The sequence below is a fragment of the Synechococcus sp. CBW1004 genome, from assembly GCF_015840715.1.
Lineage (GTDB): Bacteria > Cyanobacteriota > Cyanobacteriia > PCC-6307 > Cyanobiaceae > Cyanobium.
Genome location: NZ_CP060397.1, coordinates 1,995,699 through 2,015,548 on the forward strand (window position 1 = coordinate 1,995,699; position 19,850 = coordinate 2,015,548).

Genomic DNA, 19,850 nt, shown 5'->3' on the forward strand with positions numbered 1-19,850 from the left:
ACCCGGTGGCGCCTCTCCGGCTTTCACAATGGGCGCATGCCCGAATCGGCCCCCACTCCCCCGCCCGGCGCCGGCTTGCCCGCCGCCGCCCACGGCTCGCAGGCGCCGCTGGCGATCGCCCTGCTCTCCGGCGGGCTGGATTCGGCCACCGCCGCCGCCCTGGCGATCGAGAGCGGTCACCGGGTGATCGGCCTGTCGTTCGATTACGGGCAGCGCCATCGCCGCGAGCTGCAGGCCGCCGCCGCCGTGGCCCAGCACCTGGGGCTGCAGGAGCATCGGGTGCTGCAGGTGGACCTGGCCGCCTGGGGCGGCTCCTCGCTCACCGATGCCAGCCAGGCGCTGCCGGTGGATGGTGTGCACCCGGATGTCATCCCCAGCACCTATGTGCCCGGCCGCAACACGGTGTTCATCGCCCTGGCCCTCAGCCTGGCCGAGGCCACCGGCGCCCAGCGGCTGGTGCTCGGCGTCAACGCCGTCGACTATTCCGGCTATCCCGACTGCCGGCCTGACTATCTCGATGCCTTTCAGACCCTCGCCGATCTGGCCACCAAGGCCGGCCGCGAGGGCCGCGGCGTGCGGCTGTGGGCGCCGCTGGTGGAGTGGGACAAGCCCCACATCGTGCGGGAGGCCCTGCGCCTGGGCGTGCCGCTGGAGCACACCTGGAGCTGCTACGCCGGCGGCGACCAGCCCTGCGGCGTCTGCGACAGCTGCCGCATCCGCGACGCGGCGCTGATCGCCGTGGGCCGCACCGATCTGGCCGGGCTGTATCTGGACCGCCAGGCCGATCCGTCGACCCTGCGCGAATGCCAGCAGCCGCAGCAGCAACAGCCGTTGCAGCAGCAACAGCCGTCGCCACGAGACCAGCGCGGCGGCCGGCTCCCCGGGAGTGTCGGGGCGGAGACGGGATCGTCCTGGTGAGTGCTCTGATCCGGCGGGATCTGCCCTGGTGGGAGCCCACCGCCCTGGCCCGGGCGTTGGCGGCGCGCTTCGGGGCCGAGGGCCTGGTGCTGCTCGACGGCGATGGCGGCCCCCTGGGGCAGCGGGCCGTGCTGGGGGTGGATCCACTCGAGACCGTCTGCTGCCGCGGCCTGCCCGGGGATCCAGGTGCCACCGATCCGTTCGAGGCCCTGCGCGCCATGGGTGAGCGGGGCGGGCCCTGGCTGGGGTGGCTGGCCTACGAGGCAGCGGCCTGGCTGGAGCCGAGCGTGCCCTGGCGCGATCCGGAGATGGCCAGCCTCTGGGCGGTGCATCACGATCCGCTGATCCACTTCGATCGGGCCGATCGCCTCTGCTGGCTCGAGGGCCGCGATCCGCAGCGGCTGGAGGCGCTGGCGGCGGTGATCGCGGCCCTGCCGGTGCCCGGGCGCGGAGATCCCGCAGCCCCTGGCAGCGAGCCGCACGAGGCGGCTGAGCCCGGCGCCGCGGCGGAACGCGGTGCTGCCTTTCCGGTCAACGCCGCTGGCGTCATGCCGCCCGGTGCCGGCCGGGATGGGGCTGCTGCCGCTCCGGGCAAGGCTGCGAGCCTCCTTGGCGAGGACCGCGGTGCGGCTGGATTCGCCCGGCTTCGGGACGAGATCGGCGCGGCCGCCGCGCGGCCCGTGTCCCGCGCATCGCCGCCGCCGATTCCGCTCGAGGCCTGGCAGTGGCACACCAGCTCCGATACCTACGCCGCCCAGGTGGGTGCGCTGCTGGAGCGCATCGCGGCGGGGGATCTGTTCCAGGCCAACCTCACGGCCTGCTGCGAGACCTGGCTGGAGGCCCCTCCCGATCCTCTGGCCCTGTGGGAGCGCCTCAGCCGTGCCTGCCCGGCGCCCTTCGCCGGTGTGGCGATCGGCTCGGGCGGGGCTGCGGGAGACGCGGTGATCTCCGCCTCACCGGAGCGATTTCTGCAGCTCAGCCCCGGAGGCCTGGTGGAGACGCGGCCGATCAAGGGCACCCGCCCGCGCAGCGCCGAGGCGGAGCGCGATGCCGCCGCCGCCGCCGATCTGGTCTGCGATCCCAAGGACCGGGCCGAGAACGTGATGATCGTCGACCTGCTGCGCAACGACCTGGGGCGGGTGTGTGAGCCGGGCTCGATCACGGTGCCGCAGCTGGTGGGCCTGGAGAGCTACGCCCGGGTGCATCACCTCACCTCGGTGGTCACCGGTCAGCTCAGGCCGGATCGCGATCTGGTGGATCTGCTGCGCGCCTGCTGGCCGGGCGGCTCGATCAGCGGCGCTCCCAAGCTGCGCGCCTGCACCCGCCTGCATGGCCTTGAGCCGGTGCCGCGCGGGCCCTACTGCGGCTCGCTGTTCCACTGGGATGCCCGCGGCGGCTTCGACAGCAGCATCCTCATCCGCAGCGTCATGGCCCGGGGCCGTCGCCTGCGCGTGCATGCGGGAGGCGGCATCGTCGCCGACTCCGACCCCGCCTCCGAGGCCGAGGAGATGGGCTGGAAGATCGGGCCGCTGCTGGAGGCCTTGAGCGGCTGATCGCCGAGCTGCTGGGCCGGACCGCGTCGTCAGACGCAACACCCAGGCGACGGATGAATGCCATGGCATCAGCCATTGCAGCCGACACCACAGCGGCTCCACGGATCGATCCAAAGCCTCTCCTGCGCATGTGTCGACGCTCCCGGCAGTCATGCATCGGGATCCATTGGGCGCAACAGCGCAAGGATGACTGCCACGTTGACATGTCTGAACATCGAGATACCTTGGTAATCATGAGAAAAGCAATCATGGGAAAACATGGTGTTCCTTCGGCGTCAATCATTCCAGTGCCATGCAGCGATCGACGCGCCCGATTCCTGGTCGGCGCTCTCAAGTTGATCTCAATAGCTGCCTGCTGCCTGGTCTCGAGTGCGGCCCCAGCAGTGGCGCAGACGAGGGTTGCCGAGCCAGTCGATTTTGTCAAAGTCCGACAAGCCTCTCACCCTCAGATCTCGCCACAGGGAACGTTTGGTGCGTTCGTGTTGAACACCCCCAATCAGGAGCCATCACCGCGGTGGCTCTCCAGAAGAACGATCTGGATCAAAGCGCTGGATCAAGATCAGGAATGGAATCAGCCATTCACGGATCTTGCCGAATCCTGGTCGCCGGCCTGGTCGCCGGATGGACGGCGCATGGCCTTCCTGGCCAGGCGCACCAAGCGATCGGCAGAGCCAGGAGCTGCCGAGAGTGCTCAGATCTTCCTTGCGGATGCCGACGGCTCAAACCCCACTCCGCTGACAACATTGCGCCATGGAGTCCAGGCCTTTCGCTGGGCACCTGACAGCCAGACCATCGCCTTCATCGCCCTGGCTGAGCAGGAGGGAGGCGCCGAGGTGTCCGGTGCAGGGACGCCCACACTGTTTAGCGTGAACGTCCACAGGAAATTGGCCAGACCAGCGCTCAAAGATGGTGAACACCTCATTGACTTTTCATGGGGCCCCGATGCATCCACACTTGCAGTTCTAAGGAATACGGCAACAGGTCATGAGGGTTGGTTTGCCAAGAAATCACTGTCTCTTGTCGACATCGCGTCACAACGCGCCATCAAGGATTTCACCGTCGACACGGGCTTCAGCACTCTGATTCGGTGGTCTCCAGACGGACAACATGTCTTGTTCTTCGGGCCATCAGCCACCAGGGCATCTGTTGTTCCCATGCTGCTTAACGTCAAGGCCGGCACGGTCAAAGCCCTGCCAATGAGCCAGAGCGGCGACATTCTTGAGGTGGAATGGGCCCCGGATTCAACCTCGCTGAGAACCAAGATTCTAGATGGAAATAATGGGATGATTGCGTCCATCGATATCAAGTCAGGCGCCACCACCTTGCTCGCGAGGGCTTCGGTGGACTGGAATTCAGAATCGCCAACATTCAGAACATTCAGCTTCAGCGATCAGGGCGACTTTCTTTATCTTAAAGAGGCACCCACGTCTCCGGCGGATCTCTGGCTCCGTCGATCGGGAGAGGGGCGGAAGCTGACAGCGCTCAATCCAGAGATACAAGATCTCAGGTTGTCTCCGATCGAAGAGGTGACATGGCGGAACAAGGATGACAACGAAGTGATCCATGGAATGCTGATCAAGCCAGGCGAGAAGACTTCCAGAGCGCCCTTGCCGCTGATCACGCTGATCCATGGCGGTCCCTATTGGGCCTGGTGGAATGGCTGGCAGGAGGGTTACATCGGCTGGGGACAGTTTCTGGCTTCCCACGGTTACGCGGTCTTTCTGCCAAACCCAAGAGGATCGAGAGGCGGTGGGACCGAATATGCGGACGCAATTGTTGGCGATTTAGGGGGAGTTGACTATGTCGACATCATGAGCGGAATCGATGCACTGATTTCGTCTGGAATAGCCGATCCCGAGCGCCTTGGTATTGGCGGTTTCAGTTATGGGGGATTCATGACTCCATGGGCCATCACGCAAACGAGTCGTTTCAAGGTCGCTGTCGCGGGAGGAGTTGTAGCGAACTGGAAAACATTCTGGAACACAACGATCATACCCGGAATGTTTACGACGCTCCTGAAGGGAACTCCCCAGGAGAACCCAGGGCTCTATGCCGAGCGATCGCCAGTGAATCAAGCCCAGCATGCGTCAACGCCAACTCTGATCTACCAAGGCACTGCCGACCTGCAAACGCCAGTCGGGCAGGCCCGGGAGCTGTATGCAGCGCTGAAAAAGAACAAGGTTCCAACCGAACTCATACTCTTCGAAGGAGAAGGTCACTACTTCGAAGATCGAAATAACACGGTCAAGCTGATGGAGAGCGTCCTGCAGTGGTTTGATCGGTATTTGAAATAGCTGCTGCTCGCAGCTTGGCGGGAGGAAGCGGCGAGGATCGTTCTGGCCCGCATCGATGATGTGAGCGGCTGGCAGGTCTCGACCTGGTCATCGACCATGGCCAGCCTGCCCAATCAGACCGTTGGGCCGCCTTACCGGATCATGGCTGCCGCTGCCGCATGCTGACGGAGTCAGTGACCTGTCCATGGCATCCATCGGTGTCGGCTCCAGTTCCCAGGCCGAGCTCCATCAGCCGGGCTGGACGCTTCATTCCCCGCAGGAGACTCGGGCATGAGCCCATCACCGCCACAGCACAACAGAGCCATCGCCTGGGTCGATGGCCGCTGGGGCGCTCCGGCGGAGCTCAGCGTCCCTCTGACTGACCGCGGTCTGCAGCTGGCCGATGGCCTGTTCGAGACCGTGCTGGTGGAAACGGGGCGCCCCCAGCTGCTGGAGGAGCACCTGCTGCGCTGGCGCCAGGGCGCCGCCCTGCTGGGGCTGGCCGATCCGCCCGATCAGCTCTGGCTCACCCCGCTGATTGCAGAGGCCATCGCGCGGGCAGGCCTGGCCCACGCGGGCAGCGGAGCTCTGCGGCTCACCTGGACCCGCGGAGACAGTGACGGCCGGGGCATCGAGCTGCCCGCCGATGGCCGTGCTGCCCGCCATCGCTTCTGGCTGCAGCTCACTGCGATCACCCCCGCCTTCGACCCCTGCACGGTGATCATCAGTCGCCACGAGCGGCGCAACGCCGAGAGCCGCCTCAGCCGATGCAAGACCCTCGCCTATGGCCAGGCCATTCAGGCCCGCCAGGAAGCCCGCCAGGCCGGGGCCGAGGAGGCGCTGCTGCTCAGCACCAATGGCAGCCTCTGTTGCGGCACCACCGCCAACCTGCTGGTCCGCCGCCAGGGCCACTGGCTGACGCCACCCCTGACCAGCGGCTGTCTGCCCGGTGTGATGCGCGGCCGTGCCCTGGAGCTGGGCCTGGTGGCAGAAGCCCGGCTGGAGGCCACGCCCCAGCCCGGCGATCGCTGGCTGCTGCTCAACAGCCTGGGCTGCCGCCCGATCCGTTCCGGCGACGGCCTCCTCCTTCAGGCGATGACGCCTGCGGACGCGGAACGGTTCTGGCGCGCGTTGCTCTGAGATGTTCCGCCAGTCGGGGCCGACGCGATGCAAAAAAAGCCCCCGTGGCCGGAGGGGCCTGCGGGGGCAGCGGCATCAGGATCAGCGTCAGGCGCCCGGCGCTGGGCTCAGTTGCAGCCCTGCACCGAGATGCGGTAGGTGAAGCCGGTGGCGGCCATGTTGCTACTGGCACCCACCTTGAAGTTCACCTGGCTCACCGTCTTGCCGGGCACCGCCGAGGCATCCCACTGGCGACCGGTGCCCATCTGGGGAGCGAAGTTCTCGTTGATCACCTGCAGGTTGGAGCCATCGGTGAACTTGAGATAGCCCTGGATCGGATAGGTGGCGCTCACCGACGAATCGGCGGTGAAGAAGAACTTGAAGAAGCTGTAGGGCTGGGTGACGTAGAAGTCGGTGTTCCAGTTGGGACGGCCCAGCGGATTGCCGGGGCTGATCGTCTTGGTGACAATGTTGGTGGTGCCATTGCCGCCCACCGGGGAGAGGAACTGGCAGGTCTGGGCGCGGGCCGGCAGGCTGCTCAGGCCCGCCAGCCCGCAGGCCAGCAGCGACAGGGGCAGCAGGCGGGTGCGACGGGGCGCGTGGGGGCTGGGAGTGGGGCGGGTCATGGGGTCCGAGAATCAGCCTCCAGCATCTCAGCCAGGCTGGCGGGGGTCGTCAACAAGCGGTCTCGAGGGCTCATTTGCAGCCCTGCACCGAGATGCGGTAGGTGAAGCCTGTGGCGGCCATGTTGTCGGTGGCTCCCACCTTGATGTTCACCTGGTTCACCATCTTGCCGGGATAGCCGGCGACGCGGATCGAGCCGCCGGTGCCGGGGGTGGGGGTGAAGTTGCTGTTGTAGACCTGCAGGTTCGAACCGTCACTGAACTTCAGATAGGACTGGATCGGATAGGTGGCGCTCACCGAGGAGTTGGCCGTGAAGAACAGCTTGAAATAGCGGTACTGCTGGGTGACGTAGAAGTCGGTGTTCCAGTTCGGCCGGCCGAAGGGCAGGGGATTGCCGGGGCTGACCGTCTTGGTGACGATCGGCGTCACGCCGTTGCCGCCCACCGGGTTGAGGAAGGTGCAGGTCTCCGCCAAGGCCGGCACGGGGCTGAGGCTGATCAGGCCGCAGGTGAGCAGCGCCAGGGGCGGCAGCCGGCGGTGCCGGGCGGTTGCGGCGGGGCGCTCAGGGTGAGTCAGGCGCATCGCGGAAACGGGTAAGCGTGGCTCTGTCATTTCAGCGATCCCGGCGGATGCGGGCCACGGTCGGGAGCCGGCTGTCGGTGGTGCTGCCAGGGGCTGTGACGTCGCCCCAGGCGGTGGCGCCGGGGTGGCGTGGGCCCGGTCCGGCCCGCCAGGGACCGCTCCTCGTCGGGGTGGTCAGGCAATGGCGCACTCGCCTCCGGCCCCGGCGCGCTTCAGACGCTGAGGAAGCGCTGCAGCATCTCGCCGCTGAGATCGGCCGTGGCGCCACTGGCGACCACGCCTCCCTTCTGCATCGCGTAATACCAGTCGGACTGGCGCACGAAGCTGGCGTGGTGCTCCACCAGCAGCACGCCGATCGAGGTTTCGCGCAGGATGCGCGCCACGGCCCGCTGGATGTCAAGCACCACCGAGGGCTGGATGCCTTCGGTGGGTTCATCGAGCAGCAGCAGCCGCGGCTTGCCGAGCAGGGCCCGGGCGATCGCCAGCTGTTGCTGCTGGCCGCCGGAGAGGTCGCCGCCGCGCCGGGCCAGGAACTTCTCGAGGATCGGGAACAGCTCGAATACCAGCGGATCGATGTGGCGGTGGCGGCTGATGCCGCCCGGCCTTGCCTCCAGGCCCAGCAGCAGGTTCTCCTTCACCGTCAGCTGGGGGATGATCTCGCGGCCCTGGGGCACATAGCCGACGCCGGCGAGGGCGCGGCGGTGGGGCGGCAGGGCTGAGAGCTCCTGGCCGTCGAGGCTGATGCTGCCGCTGCGCTGGCGCAGCAGGCCGATGATCGTCTTGAGCAGGGTGGTCTTGCCGACACCGTTGAGGCCGATCAGACAGGCCATCTGACCGGGCGCGATCGAGAGATCGACGTTGCGCAGGATGTGGCTCTCGCCGTAGTAGACGTTCAGATCGCGGATGGTCAGCAGGTGGCCGTTCTCCCCGGCAGGGGGGTGGACGGTGCGGGCTGGGGCGGTGGTGCTCATCGCGGGCTCCTGATCGTGGTCTCCATGTCCATGCGTCCTGATGGCTGTGATCGCTGGGTCATGCCGGGTGGGGTGTGGTCCCCCTCAGCCGCTGGGTCCGGGCCCAGCGGTCCTGATCGGCGCAGGGGTGGTGGCTGATGCCTGGGGAGATGCTCATGGCGAGCTGCCGGCCGCGTGCTCCTCATCCGGAGCGCCCAGGTAGACCTCGATCACGCGCGGATCGCTCTGCACCTGCGCCATGTCTCCCTCGCAGAGCACATGGCCCTCGTGAAGCACGGTGACCGGGCAGTTGAGGTTGCGGATGAAGTCCATGTCGTGCTCGATCACCAGCACTGTGTGATCACCCGCCAGGCTGCGCAGCAGGGCGCCGGTGCGTTCGGTCTCCTCATCGGAGAGGCCTGCCACCGGTTCATCCACCAGCAGCAGATCGGGATCCTGGGCGAGCAGCATGGCGATCTCCAGCCACTGCTTCTGACCGTGCGAAAGACTGCCGGCCAGCTGGTCGGCATGGGCCTCGAGGCCCACCACCGCCAGCAGTTGCTGCACCCGATCCCGCTGGGCGGGGCTGAGCTTGCCGAACAGCAGGGTGAAGGGCGAATGGCTGCCCTTGACGGCCAGCTCCAGATTGCGGCGTGGCGTCAGGTTCTGGTAGACGCGCGGCGTCTGGAACTTGCGTCCGATGCCGAGACGGGCGATCTGGTGTTCGCTGCGGCCCACCAGCGAGCGGCCGCGAAAGCGCACGTCGCCCTTGGTGGGTTTCACCTTGCCGGTGATCACATCAAGGAAGGTGGTCTTGCCGGCGCCGTTGGGGCCGATCACCGCCCGCAGCTCACCGGGGGTGAGCCTGAGGTTGAGGTCGTTGAGGGCCCAGAAGCCGTCAAAGCTGACGCTCACGCCCTCCAGCTCGAGCAGGCTGCTCATGGGGTGCCTCCGTGGTCAGGGGTGGTCGGCGCAGCCTCGTGGCCGCGGCCTTCTAGCAGACGCTTCTCGGCCTGCACTGCCGGATCGAGATCGAGTTCCGGATAGGTGGGCGCCAGCGGCGGCCAGCCGACCATCGCCTGGATGTGGCGCGGTCCTCCCTGAAGCCACCAGCCCACGACGCCATCGGGCAGGGCGGTGACCACCAGCAGGAACAGACCCCCCTGGATGAACAGCCAGGTTTCGGGAAGCTGCTCGCTGATCAGGCTCTTGGCATAGTTGATCAGCACGGCGCCCAGCACGGCTCCGATCAGGGTGCCTCGACCGCCGACCGCCACCCAGATCACCATCTCGATCGAGAAGGGCACCGCCATGTACTGGGGGCTGACGATGCCGGACTGCACGGTGTAGAGGGCGCCGCTGATGCCCGACAGGGCACCGGCCACCGTGAACACCAGGGTCTTGTAGGCGGTGGGGTTGTAGCCCGTGAAGCGCAGCCGCGGTTCGTCATCGCGCACGGCGACCAGCGCATCACCGAAGCGGCCGCGGGTGAGCCAGCGGCATAGGAACCAGGCGCCGATCACCACCAGCACCGTCAGCCAGAAGAGGCTGCGCTGCATCGCATCACTGCCCACCAGCTCGCCGAAGATGCGGGCGGTGTCGGTCTTGAGACCGTTGGTGCCGTTGATCAGCTTCTGCTGGCCGTTGAAGAAGTTGAAGAACACCAGCAGGGCCGCCTGGGTGAGGATCGAGAAGTAGACCCCCTTGATGCGGTTGCGGAAGACCAGGAAGCCGAGCACGCCGGCGACCAGCGCCGGAATCACCCAGATGGCGAAGAAGGTGAGCAGCGGTGAATTGAACGGCTGCCAGAAGGCCGGCAGTTCCTTGACGCCGTAGAGGCTGAAGAACTCGGGGAGCTGGCCCGGTTCCAAGGAATTCAGCGACAGATGCATGCCGATGGCATAGCCGCCCAGGGCGAAGAAGATGCCCTGGCCGAGGCTGAGCAGCCCCGTGTAGCCCCAGATCAGATCCACCCCCAGGGCCACGATGCCCAGGGAGAGGAAGCGGCCCAGCAGGTTCAGCCGGAAGGGGGGGATCAGGAAGGGGACGATCAGCGCCGCCGCCACGATCAGGATCCAGGGCCAGACGCGCCGCAGGAAACCGGTGGGGCTCACTGAGGAGGAAACCGTCATGGTTCAGGCCTCCACCAGGCGACCCTTCTGCGGGAACAGGCCCGCGGGACGGAACTGCAGGAAGACCACGATGATCGCGAACACCAGAACCTTGGCCATCGAGGTGGTGGCGAAGAAGGTGATCGTTTCGTTCAGACCCGCCGGCATCTGGGGCCAGAGCAGCAGCAGGGAGCCCGAGCCGATCACATAGCTCAGGATTCCGATGCCAAGGGCAGCGACCACGGTGCCGAGCAGCTTGCCCACGCCGCCGAGCACCACCACCATGAAGCAGTCGACGATGTAGTTGCCCCCGAGATTCGGGCCCACCGAGCCGAGCAGGGTGACGGCCACGCCGGCCACGCCCGCCAGGCCGGAGCCCACCAGAAAGGTGAGCGCATCGACGGTTTCTGTGGGAATGCCCAGGCAGTTGCTCATCGGGCGGTTCTGGGTGACGGCGCGGATGCGGATGCCCCAGACGCTCTTCTGCAGGAACCAGTTGACCGCCACCAGAGACAGGGCGGTGAGCGCGATGATGAACAGCCGTCCCGTGGGCATGTTCACCCCCAGCAGATCAATCGAGCCGCGCAGCCACTGGGGGGCGGTGACCTCGATGTTGCGGGCGCTGAACCACGGCTGATCGAGGGCACGGATGCCTCCCAGGCCCGCTGCCACGGCCACGCCGATCAGGCCTGCCAGGATCCAGCGTCCGACCGCGAGCAGCGGCGTCCAGCGGCGCTGCCACCAGGAGGCAGGCGTGAAGCGCGGGAACAGCAGGCCGAGGCCCACCGCGAGCAGCAGGCCGATGAAGAAGGCGCCGGAGACGGAGCGGACGAACTGCTGCAGGATCAGGCTGACGCCCCAGGTGGCCAGCAGCGTTTCCAGCGGCCGGCCGTAGAGGCGACGGATCACCGTCTTCTCCAGCAGCAGGCCCGCCAGGCCGCTGACGATGAAGGCCGCTGGAATCGACAGCAGGATGTAGAGGGGGAAGAGCGCTTCGAGCGGTCCATCCTTGAACAGGTTCTGCACCACATAGGTGGTGTAGGCGCCGATCATCATCAGCTCGCCATGGGCCATGTTGATGACGCCCATCAGGCCGAACACCACCGCCAGGCCGAGGGCGGCAAGCATCAGCACCGATCCGATGGCGAGGCCGTTGAAGAGTGTGTCAAGAAGAATGCTCATGGAGTTCCGCAGAGCAAGGGAGAGGCGAACGGAATCCGCATCGCGATGGTCAGAAAGCCGGGGGATCAAAGAAAAAGGGGAGGAACACCGCTCCTCCCCTACAGGCACCATGGCGGTGCTCCGATCACATCTTGAACTTGCCGGCGTCGGGGCGATCCTGGGTCCAGTCGCAGGTGTAGCCCTTGGTCTCAGGCACGAACTGGTTCCAGGCCAGCGGCTTGACGACACCCTGGTTCTCGATGATCTTGAACATGCCGTCCTTCTGCACTTCGCCGATCATCACCAGCTCGGTGGTGTGGTGGTTGGGCTGCACCTCGATCTTGCCCTGGGGGGCATCGAAGGTGACGCCGATCAGGGCCTTGCGCACATCGTTGTCGTCGATGCTGTTGGCCTTCTCGGCACCCTTGGCCCACAGATACACCATGTTGTAGGCGGATTCGGCCGGGTCATTGGTGACGCGGTTCTCGCCATACTTGGCCTTGAAGTCGGCGGTGAACTTCTTGGAGGCCGGTGTGTCGAGGCTCTGGAAGAAGTTCCAGGCGGCGAACGTTCCCTCGAGGTATTCGGGGCCGATGGCCGCCACTTCCTCCTCGGCGATCGAGAAGCTCATGATCGCGTAGCCATTGGCGGGGGTGATGCCCGCGGCCTTGAGCTGCTTGAAGAAGGCTACGTTGCTATCCCCGTTCAGGGTGTTGACGATCACGCCACCCTTGGGCAGGGCCTGTTTGATCTTGGCGATGATCGGAGCGACCTCGGTGTTGCCCAGGGGCAGGTAATCCTCGCCGACGAGGTTGCCACCCTCTGCCTTCAGCTGCTCCTTGATGATCGTGTTGGCGGTGCGCGGATAGACGTAGTCCGAGCCCACCAGGAAGAAGTCCTTGCCCTTGTTCTTCAGCAGCCAGGACACCGCCGGCTCAGCCTGCTGGTTCGGGGTGGCGCCGCTGTAGAAGATGTTCTTCGAGCACTCCTGGCCTTCGTACTGGATCGGGTAGAAGAGGAAGTGATCCTTGGCTTCGAACACCGGCAGCATCGCCTTGCGGCTGGCCGAGGTCCAGCCGCCGAAGACGACGGCGACCTTGTCCTGATCGATCAGTTTCTTGGCTTTCTCGGCGAAGGTGGGCCAATCGGAAGCACCATCTTCTTCGATCGGCACGATCTTCAGCTTCTTGCCGTCGATCTTGATGCCACCGGCCTTGTTGATCTCCTCAATGGCCATCAGCTCGGCTTCGGCCACCGTGTTCTCGGAGATGGCCATCGTGCCGGAGCGGGAGTGAAGGATGCCCACCTTCACTTCACCATCAAATCCCTCGGAACCACCGCCGCCGGCAGTGTCGCCGCCACCGCCGCCGCATGCGATCAGGCTGATGGAGGTGGCGACCGCGGTGGCACCACCGATCAATCGCATGGTGGTGCGCAGGCTGGGGATCCGCTTCGCTGCTGGCTGCATGGACAGGCTCCTGGAAAGTGATGCCGTCAGGTTGCGATCCCAGCCCGCGGGGGTGCGGTGCATGTGGCTTCCTGACGGTTTCAAGGCAAGGTAGTGAGCGGCGATACACAGGCTTGGTAACGGTTGCAACCGTTTCCGTGACTGTTTCGATTGGCGCACCCACAACGCCCGTCTCGGTCTTCTAAAAAGCCCCGTCTTTGCCTTTTGGTAGCTGTCGCAACAGAAAGGATTCCACGCTCCCCAGGCCTTCGCCGCTGCGGAGGTTGGTGAAACACCACGGCCGCCCGTTGCGCATCCGTTCGGTGTCTTCCTCCATCACCTGCAGGCTGGCACCCACCAGAGGCGCCAGATCGATCTTGTTGATCACCAGCAGATCCGATCGGGTGATCCCGGGCCCCCCCTTGCGTGGGATCTTGTCGCCGCCGGCCACATCGATCACATAGATGCACAGATCGACCAGTTCCGGACTGAAGCTGGCGGCCAGGTTGTCGCCGCCGCTCTCCACCAGCACCAGGTCGAGCCCAGGGAATGCCGCCTCCAGCTCCGCAACCGCCGCCCGGTTGATCGAGCAGTCCTCGCGGATGGCGGTGTGGGGGCAGCCGCCCGTCTCGACACCGCGGATGCGCTCCGGTTCCAGGGCGCCGACGCGTGTCAGGAACTGGGCGTCCTCCTGCGTGTAGATGTCATTGGTGACCACCGCCAGCTGGAGGCGGTCACGCAACCGCCGGCACAGCGCTTCCACCAGGGCCGTCTTGCCTGATCCCACCGGCCCGGCCACTCCCACCCGCAGCTTGCTCATGGCGGCCGATCCTCCCGGCTGATCCCTGCGCTGCAGGCTAGGGAGCAGGGATCTGGACGCCAGGGAGGTTCCTCCTTCCACGGAGGTCTCTGGCGGCGGCTCAGACCTTCAGCTGCGGAACAGACGCGAATAGAGCCCGCTGTGGCCCAGCTGGGCCAGTCCGGCGCCCACCCCCCCGTTCCAGAGCGTCTCCGGATCCGAGGTCGCCAGGTGAGCGGCCTGGGCGGCGATGCGTGGCCCCAGCCGCAGCTGCAGACGCTGGGCTTCGGTGGGCCCGAGCGGCACCAGCCGCACGGCGGCGCTCAGCTGGTTGGACACCCAGCCGTAGAGGTAGGCCTCCACCAGCGCTTCGGCGGGCACCGCCAGACAGTGTCCGGCCCAGGCGAAGGCTGTTGGCCAGGCCAATCCAGTTGGCCAGGCGAAGCAGGCTGGCGTGGCCAGAGCTGCGGCACCGGGAAGCGGCCAGCCCAGATCGGCGAGCAGCTGCAGCAGCGAGCCCCCCATCTGGCGCTGCTGGGCCCGCACCTCGGCAGCCTCCCGCTGGGCCAGCAGCCAGCCATCGCGCTCGACCAGCCGTTGCCGCGCGGTCTCCGCTGCGCTGTCGCCACGCCCGGCCCGTTCCTGCCAGTCGCGCAGCAGCGCCATCAGCGATGGCAGGGCCGCCGCCTCCAGGCGCAGTGCCCCCCGCTGCAGTTCGGCCTCCAGCCAGCTTTCGACGGCGGCCGCATTGCCGAGCCGGCCGCTCTGCACCAGCACCTCCAGCCCTTCGGAGTAGCTGAACGCCCCCACCGGCAGGGCCGGGCTCACCAGTTGGTAAAGGCGCAGGCGTGCACTGCCTGCCGCCAGCCCGTCTGTCCGATCCGTTGCGTGCCGGGCCGGTGCTTCGCGGTTGGCACCCGCGTGTGTCGTCCTGCCGTCGCTGACCGAGCCGCCATGGGGATCTCCGCCGGTCGGGGCGGCGCGGTCAGAGCGGGATGCTTCGTCAGCGGGCGTGGATTCGCTCACCATGCTGTGTGTGGACCTCGGCGGCTCGGTGGGGGAGGGGGCGGGCCGATCGGCGCCCAATCTCAGCTGGGCTCAGTGCCGGTGCGGGTGGTGGTGCTCTCCCGGATCCCCCTTCCTGGTTCCGGCTGCATGGCTGGCGTGCCGGGCCGGGCCACCGGGCGAGGCGTCGTGGTCGGGGCCTGGCTCGTCGCGAGGGGTGGGCCCATGGTGATGGCTGTGGCTGGAGGTGTAGGCGCCGCTCTCCGGGGCGAACGGAGCGGTGATCGCCTCCAGGGAGACCCCCAGGCCCCGCAGCAGCTCCGCCAGCACCGGATCCTGCAGCAGGCGCAGTTCGCCGCTGCGCAGCTCCAGGGCCACATGGCGATTGCCGAGGTGATAAGCGGCCCGCAGCAGCGTGAAGGGATCGTCGCTGCGGGCGACCAGCAGCTCCTCAGGGGCCGCCTCGACGCGCACCCACGGCACGCCGTCGTCGTCGGCCAGCCGCTCCTGCGGTTGGAGGGGGCCGCCCTCCCGTGGCAGCTGCAGCAGCAGATCGCGGCCGCAGGCGCTGCGGCAGTGGCCGCGCAGGCGCTGACGTTCGTCGGCGCTCAGGGCAAGCACCAGCAGTGGAGCCGTGGTTGCCCCCGCATCCCCATCGGCCCGGGCGGTCTCCGGTGCCGGTGCCAGGCGGCGGCTGAGCAGCAGCGGCTCGGACATGGTGGCGTCGGCACGGCGGAGGCGGGGGTCACTGTGTCACGGTCGCCGGGACCGGAGCTGCACCGACGATGACGCTGTCCGCCCCCTCTGGATCCGGGCCTGTCCCGTCCGTCCCGACCGCGGCCCAGGCCCCCTGGCACGGTCGTCTGTGGCTGCGCTTCGAGGCAGGCGCCGAGGGCACCGTGCATCAGGGCGGCAGCACGGCGCCCCTGCGCCTGCAGCGCGGTTTCCGACGCGCCGGCGGCCGCTGTGAACTGCCGATCCTGCACACCGCCGGCGGCCTGGTGGGCGGCGACCGGCTCAGCCTCGAGGTGGAGCTGGCCCCGGGCAGCAGCGCCCTGCTCACCAGCGTCGCCGCCCAGAAGGTGTACGGCAGCATCGGCCGCAGCCACCGGGCGCCCGCCGGCCTCTGGGCGGCCCAGGACGTACGGATGACCCTGGCGGAAGGGGCCGATCTCGAGTGGTTGCCCCAGGAGCTGGTGCTCTATGCCGATGGTCTGTACAGCCAGCGGCTGCGGGTGGAGCTGGCACCCGGCGCCAGCTGGCTGGGGGCCGAGGTGGTGCGGCTCGGACGCACCGCCGCCGGGGAGCAGCTCGGTGAGGGGCGCTGGCGCTCCGCTCTGGAGGTGGTGCGCCCTGGCCCTGATGGGCCTCGCTGGGAGCTGGTGGACCGGCTCGAGCTGGCCGATGCCGCCCTGCGGGATGGGCACGGCATGGGGGGCGAGCCGGTGTTCGGTTCGTTGGTGTGGGCGGCGCCGCAGCCGCTGGCGGCAGGAGCACTGGCGGAGCTGCTCGCCGAGGGGCGGCGGGCCCGCGTCGGCCTCGTGGGAGAGATGGAGTGCGGCGGGCTGGATCAGGGGGTGGTGGCCCGCTACCGCGGCCCCTCCACCACCGCCGCTCGCACCTGGTTCACCCGGCTCTGGGCCGCCATCCGGAGCGCTCGGGGTCTGAGCGCTCCGGAGCTGCCGCGCTGCTGGCCCTTTCAGGAGGAGCCCCTGGTGCTTCAGCCGCCTGCGGCGGAGCGGCAGGCTTCAGGCGGGGGGCATCCCTGACCAGAGTCGCTTGTTGCGGCAGGGTGCGGCCCGTTCTCACGGCCGGTGGCCATCGGAGCGGCGCTCCGATAGGAATGGCTCTCCCCGAACGGGCAGAACCGGGAGACGCTGCCAGAGTGAGGGCACCGCGTTTCGGCCCCCGGCGGCCGCGGGCGCGCTGCGGTTCCGTCGTCGCCGTGATCCATGGCCCTGACCCCGCCCGTCCCCCTGCGATCGCGGCCGGGCTCCCCTCCTGCAGTCTCCCTCCTGAAGCCACGCGCCCCTGAAGCCCTGCTCCGATGCATCTGACCCCTCAGGAAAAGGACAAGCTCCTGATCGTCACCGCCGCCCTTCTGGCGGAGCGCCGTCTCAACCGGGGTCTGAAGCTGAACCATCCCGAGGCCGTCGCCTGGCTCAGCTTTCTGGTGCTGGAGGGGGCCCGTGACGGTCGCAGCGTCGCCGAGCTGATGGCCGAGGGCACCACCTGGCTGCGGCGCGATCAGGTGATGGAGGGCGTTCCCGAGCTGATCCCCGAGGTGCAGATCGAAGCGGTCTTCCCCGACGGCACCAAGCTCGTGACCCTGCACGATCCGATCCGCTGAGCGGCTGCCATCGCGATGCAGCAGCAGCGCCGTCGCTTCCCCGGCGGCAGGACCCTCTCCCCTCCCGGCCCGGTTCTGCCTCTCCCCACGCTCACGTCCCCTGTCCGTCCCCCCTCACCCCCGCCACCGATGCCTCCCCTGATCCCCGGCGAACTGCTTCCGGAACCCGGCGAGCTCGAGCTCAACGCCGGCCGGCCTGTCACGGTGCTGACGGTGGCCAACAGCGGCGACCGGCCGGTGCAGGTGGGCTCCCACTTCCACTTCCACGAAGCCAACGACGCCCTGCGCTTCGATCGCGACGCGGCGCGGGGCCTGCGGCTCGACATCCCGGCCGGCACCGCCATCCGTTTCGAGCCCGGCGACAGCCGTGAGGTGCGCCTGGTGCCCTACGCGGGCGATCGTCGCGTGTTCGGCTTCAACGGCCTGGTGAACGGCCCGCTCGACTGAGTTCCGTGCGGGTCGAATGTGCCCGATGCCCGCTCCGCCGTTCCCTCCCATCCGCTTCATCCCCAGGCTCCTGCTCCGCACGCACCCGCCATGCCCTACCGCATCAGCCGCCGCGCCTACGCCGAGACCTACGGCCCCACCACCGGCGACCGGCTGCGCCTGGCCGACACGGAGCTGATCCTGGAGGTGGAGAAGGACTTCACCACCTACGGCGATGAGGTGAAGTTCGGCGGCGGCAAGGTGATCCGCGACGGCATGGGCCAGGCCCAGACGCCCCGCAGCCAGGGCGCCGTGGACACGGTGATCACCAATGCCCTGATCCTCGACTGGTGGGGGATCGTCAAGGCCGACATCGGTCTGAAGGACGGCCGCATCGTGGCGATCGGCAAGGCCGGCAACCCCGACATCCAGGACGGCGTCACCATCGTTGTGGGGCCCGGCACCGAGGCGATCGCCGGTGAGGGGCACATCGTCACCGCCGGCGGCATCGACACCCACATTCACTTCATCTGCCCGCAGCAGGTGGAGACGGCGCTGGCCAGCGGGGTCACCACCATGCTCGGCGGCGGCACCGGTCCGGCCACGGGCTCCAACGCCACCACCTGCACCCCCGGGGCCTTCCACATGGCCCGCATGCTGCAGGCGGCCGAGGGCCTGCCGGTGAACCTGGGCTTCTTCGGCAAAGGGAACGCCAGCACCCCCGAGGCGCTCGAGGAACAGATCCGCGCCGGGGCGATCACCCTCAAGCTCCACGAAGACTGGGGCACGACCCCCGCCGCGATCGACTGCTGCCTGTCGGTGGCGGATCGCTTCGACATCCAGGTGGCGATCCACACCGACACGCTCAACGAGGCGGGCTTCGTCGAGGACACGATCCGCGCCATCGGCGGCCGCACCATCCACACCTTCCACACCGAAGGCGCCGGCGGCGGCCATGCCCCGGACATCATCCGCGTCTGCGGTGAGGCCAATGTGCTGCCGAGCAGCACCAATCCGACGCGCCCTTACACCCGCAACACGCTCGAGGAGCACCTCGACATGCTGATGGTGTGCCATCACCTCGATCCCCGCATTCCGGAGGACGTGGCCTTCGCCGAATCGCGCATCCGCCGCGAGACGATCGCCGCCGAGGACATCCTCCATGACATCGGCGCCTTCTCGCTGATCGCCAGCGATTCCCAGGCCATGGGGAGGGTGGGTGAGGTGATCACCCGCACCTTCCAGACCGCCCACAAGATGAAGGTGCAGCGCGGCCCCCTGGCGGAGGATTCCAGCCGCAACGACAACACCCGCCTGAAGCGCTACATCGCCAAGGTGACGATCAACCCGGCGATCGTGCATGGCATCGACAGCCAGGTGGGCTCGATCGAGGTGGGCAAGCTGGCCGACCTGGTGCTGTGGAAGCCGGGCTTCTTCGGGGTCAAGCCCGAACTGGTGCTCAAGGGCGGTTCGATCGTGTGGGCGCAGATGGGCGATGCCAACGCCTCGATTCCCACCCCGGGGCCGGTCCATGGCCGGCCGATGTTCGCCGCCTTCGGCGCCGCCCTGGCCCCCAGCTGTCTCACCTTCGTCAGCCAGGCGGCCCTCGAGGAGGATCTGCCGCGCCAGCTGGGCCTGAAGCGCCCCTGTGTGCCGGTGGTCAACACCCGCGGCGGCATCGGCAAGGCCAGCATGAAGAACAACAGCGCCCTACCCCGGGTGGAGGTCGACCCCCAGACCTACGAGGTGTTCGCCGACGGCGAGCTGCTCACCTGCGAACCGGCGGAGGTGCTGCCGATGGCGCAGCGCTATTTCCTGCTCTGAGTGCCAAGGTCCGGGTGAGATCAGGCGGGGCGTTGAGAGTCCTGGCCTCGGGCCGGGTCGCCCGGGCCGTCATTCGTTGGCCCAGGTTTCCGTGTTGGGGTCGCGGCGCACGGTGCGGCGCTCCAGCTCCAGCCGCGGCACCCGGGGCAGCAGCTCCAGGAAGGCCAGGCCCAGGGTCGTGAACGCTATCGAGCTGCGGCACCAGCGCATCACGCTCTCCAGCCGCAGCTGGCCGAAGTCGGGGTGGCAGCGCACATCCATCTGCAGATGCTGCTCGGCAGGCAGCTGCATGGGGCCGGACACCATCAGGCAGAGGCCGCCGCGGCTGATGTCGAGGATGTCGGCCAGGAACCAGCGCCCCTGTGGCTGGCCGCCGGCATCAAGCAGGCGCAGGGCGATCGGGCGGCTGGCCTGCACCGGGTAGCGCTCCAGCCGCCGGTGCTCCTGTCCCAGCCATTCGCCGCGGTCGGGGGGCGCCAGCAGCACACAGGGATCGCTGGCCGCCGGGGGCGCCGTCTGGGGCGGGGAATCCGCGGATGACGGCGGCTCCGGATTCGCGTCGAGACGCCCCGCCAGCCAGGCCCTGGCTTCGGCGTCGCCGCTGCTGGGCTGGGGCTCGACCATGACTGCTCCCACTGCCCCCATTGTGCCCCGATTCTGGCCGGTGAGCTCGTCGTTGCCCGATCAGAGGGGCGGCCTGTGACCTGA

The 19,850-nt window shown here is 67.8% G+C and carries 18 protein-coding genes and 1 pseudogene; 8 read left to right on the forward strand and 11 right to left on the reverse strand.

Annotated features, from left to right (window positions below):
* Positions 1–36: 36 nt before the first annotated feature.
* From queC to H8F25_RS09620, 4 genes and pseudogenes are all read left to right on the forward strand, one after another.
* Positions 37–756 (forward strand): annotated as a pseudogene (gene queC, locus H8F25_RS09605) (7-cyano-7-deazaguanine synthase QueC); the annotation flags it as partial.
* A gap of 158 nt (positions 757–914) precedes the next feature.
* Positions 915–2,471: an anthranilate synthase component I family protein gene (locus tag H8F25_RS09610; RefSeq protein ID WP_231596739.1), complete on the forward strand. Its 1,557-nt coding sequence runs from the start codon at positions 915–917 to the stop codon at positions 2,469–2,471.
* A gap of 482 nt (positions 2,472–2,953) precedes the next feature.
* A complete protein-coding gene (locus tag H8F25_RS09615) occupies positions 2,954–4,765 on the forward strand; it encodes a S9 family peptidase (protein WP_197210229.1) in 1,812 nt (603 codons plus the stop codon).
* Positions 4,766–5,035: 270 nt separating this feature from the next.
* Positions 5,036–5,884 carry an aminotransferase class IV gene (locus H8F25_RS09620; protein WP_197210230.1) on the forward strand — a complete coding sequence of 283 codons (849 nt, stop codon included), beginning with the start codon at positions 5,036–5,038 and terminating at the stop codon, positions 5,882–5,884.
* A gap of 107 nt (positions 5,885–5,991) precedes the next feature.
* Here the strand turns inward: H8F25_RS09620 and H8F25_RS09625 are convergent, their stop codons facing one another.
* From H8F25_RS09625 to ureE, 10 genes are all read right to left on the reverse strand, one after another.
* Positions 5,992–6,489, reverse strand: coding sequence for a hypothetical protein (locus H8F25_RS09625; protein ID WP_231596740.1), 498 nt, complete (start codon positions 6,487–6,489; stop codon positions 5,992–5,994).
* A gap of 70 nt (positions 6,490–6,559) precedes the next feature.
* Positions 6,560–7,069 (reverse strand): hypothetical protein, encoded by a 510-nt coding sequence (locus tag H8F25_RS09630; protein WP_231596741.1) that lies wholly within the window; start codon positions 7,067–7,069, stop codon positions 6,560–6,562.
* Positions 7,070–7,281: 212 nt separating this feature from the next.
* Complete coding sequence (urtE, locus tag H8F25_RS09635) at positions 7,282–8,040, reverse strand: urea ABC transporter ATP-binding subunit UrtE (protein WP_197210231.1); 759 nt, start codon at positions 8,038–8,040, stop codon at positions 7,282–7,284.
* A 153-nt stretch (positions 8,041–8,193) separates the two neighbouring features.
* Complete coding sequence (urtD, locus tag H8F25_RS09640) at positions 8,194–8,961, reverse strand: urea ABC transporter ATP-binding protein UrtD (RefSeq protein ID WP_197210232.1); 768 nt, start codon at positions 8,959–8,961, stop codon at positions 8,194–8,196.
* Entirely contained in the window at positions 8,958–10,151 is a 1,194-nt protein-coding gene (urtC, locus tag H8F25_RS09645; protein ID WP_197210233.1) for an urea ABC transporter permease subunit UrtC, read from the reverse strand. The genes urtD and urtC overlap by 4 nt, the downstream gene beginning before the upstream one ends.
* A 3-nt stretch (positions 10,152–10,154) precedes the next feature.
* Complete coding sequence (locus H8F25_RS09650; RefSeq protein WP_197210234.1) at positions 10,155–11,312, reverse strand: urea ABC transporter permease subunit UrtB; 1,158 nt, start codon at positions 11,310–11,312, stop codon at positions 10,155–10,157.
* 124 nt (positions 11,313–11,436) lie between these two features.
* Positions 11,437–12,717 carry an urea ABC transporter substrate-binding protein gene (gene urtA / locus H8F25_RS09655; RefSeq protein WP_197213684.1) on the reverse strand — a complete coding sequence of 427 codons (1,281 nt, stop codon included), beginning with the start codon at positions 12,715–12,717 and terminating at the stop codon, positions 11,437–11,439.
* A 223-nt stretch (positions 12,718–12,940) separates the two neighbouring features.
* Positions 12,941–13,558: an urease accessory protein UreG gene (ureG, locus tag H8F25_RS09660; RefSeq protein WP_197210235.1), complete on the reverse strand. Its 618-nt coding sequence runs from the start codon at positions 13,556–13,558 to the stop codon at positions 12,941–12,943.
* A 108-nt stretch (positions 13,559–13,666) separates the two neighbouring features.
* Entirely contained in the window at positions 13,667–14,365 is a 699-nt protein-coding gene (locus tag H8F25_RS09665) for an urease accessory protein UreF (protein ID WP_231596742.1), read from the reverse strand.
* 270 nt (positions 14,366–14,635) lie between these two features.
* Positions 14,636–15,259, reverse strand: coding sequence for an urease accessory protein UreE (ureE, locus tag H8F25_RS09670; RefSeq protein ID WP_197210237.1), 624 nt, complete (start codon positions 15,257–15,259; stop codon positions 14,636–14,638).
* Positions 15,260–15,327: 68 nt separating this feature from the next.
* Here ureE and H8F25_RS09675 point away from each other — a divergent pair, with 68 nt between their 5' ends.
* The 4 genes from H8F25_RS09675 (at position 15,328) to ureC (ending at position 19,142) form a co-directional block, all read left to right on the forward strand.
* Entirely contained in the window at positions 15,328–16,311 is a 984-nt protein-coding gene (locus H8F25_RS09675) for an urease accessory protein UreD (protein ID WP_197210238.1), read from the forward strand.
* 278 nt (positions 16,312–16,589) lie between these two features.
* Positions 16,590–16,892, forward strand: a complete 303-nt coding sequence (locus H8F25_RS09680) for an urease subunit gamma (RefSeq protein WP_197210239.1) — start codon at positions 16,590–16,592, stop codon at positions 16,890–16,892.
* 129 nt (positions 16,893–17,021) lie between these two features.
* Positions 17,022–17,339 (forward strand): urease subunit beta, encoded by a 318-nt coding sequence (locus H8F25_RS09685; RefSeq protein WP_197210240.1) that lies wholly within the window; start codon positions 17,022–17,024, stop codon positions 17,337–17,339.
* 90 nt (positions 17,340–17,429) lie between these two features.
* On the forward strand, positions 17,430–19,142 hold the full coding sequence (gene ureC / locus H8F25_RS09690; RefSeq protein ID WP_197210241.1) for an urease subunit alpha: 1,713 nt from the start codon (positions 17,430–17,432) through the stop codon (positions 19,140–19,142).
* A gap of 69 nt (positions 19,143–19,211) precedes the next feature.
* Here the strand turns inward: ureC and H8F25_RS09695 are convergent, their stop codons facing one another.
* A complete protein-coding gene (locus H8F25_RS09695; RefSeq protein ID WP_197210242.1) occupies positions 19,212–19,766 on the reverse strand; it encodes a PilZ domain-containing protein in 555 nt (184 codons plus the stop codon).
* Between the last annotated feature and the right edge of the window lie 84 nt (positions 19,767–19,850).

Bases quoted from the DNA above. Each gene is read 5' to 3' on its own strand.
- H8F25_RS09630 (WP_231596741.1), bottom strand. From the start codon at position 7,069: ATGCGCCTGACTCACCCTGAGCGCCCCGCCGCAACCGCCCGGCACCGC.
- urtA (WP_197213684.1), bottom strand. From the start codon at position 12,717: ATGCGATTGATCGGTGGTGCCACCGCGGTCGCCACCTCCATCAGCCTG.
- H8F25_RS09675 (WP_197210238.1), top strand. From the start codon at position 15,328: ATGACGCTGTCCGCCCCCTCTGGATCCGGGCCTGTCCCGTCCGTCCCG.
- urtE (WP_197210231.1), bottom strand. From the start codon at position 8,040: ATGAGCACCACCGCCCCAGCCCGCACCGTCCACCCCCCTGCCGGGGAG.
- ureG (WP_197210235.1), bottom strand. From the start codon at position 13,558: ATGAGCAAGCTGCGGGTGGGAGTGGCCGGGCCGGTGGGATCAGGCAAG.
- H8F25_RS09695 (WP_197210242.1), bottom strand. From the start codon at position 19,766: ATGGTCGAGCCCCAGCCCAGCAGCGGCGACGCCGAAGCCAGGGCCTGG.
- H8F25_RS09680 (WP_197210239.1), top strand. From the start codon at position 16,590: ATGCATCTGACCCCTCAGGAAAAGGACAAGCTCCTGATCGTCACCGCC.
- ureE (WP_197210237.1), bottom strand. From the start codon at position 15,259: ATGTCCGAGCCGCTGCTGCTCAGCCGCCGCCTGGCACCGGCACCGGAG.
- H8F25_RS09650 (WP_197210234.1), bottom strand. From the start codon at position 11,312: ATGAGCATTCTTCTTGACACACTCTTCAACGGCCTCGCCATCGGATCG.
- urtD (WP_197210232.1), bottom strand. From the start codon at position 8,961: ATGAGCAGCCTGCTCGAGCTGGAGGGCGTGAGCGTCAGCTTTGACGGC.
- H8F25_RS09620 (WP_197210230.1), top strand. From the start codon at position 5,036: ATGAGCCCATCACCGCCACAGCACAACAGAGCCATCGCCTGGGTCGAT.
- urtC (WP_197210233.1), bottom strand. From the start codon at position 10,151: ATGACGGTTTCCTCCTCAGTGAGCCCCACCGGTTTCCTGCGGCGCGTC.
- H8F25_RS09625 (WP_231596740.1), bottom strand. From the start codon at position 6,489: ATGACCCGCCCCACTCCCAGCCCCCACGCGCCCCGTCGCACCCGCCTG.
- ureC (WP_197210241.1), top strand. From the start codon at position 17,430: ATGCCCTACCGCATCAGCCGCCGCGCCTACGCCGAGACCTACGGCCCC.
- H8F25_RS09685 (WP_197210240.1), top strand. From the start codon at position 17,022: ATGCCTCCCCTGATCCCCGGCGAACTGCTTCCGGAACCCGGCGAGCTC.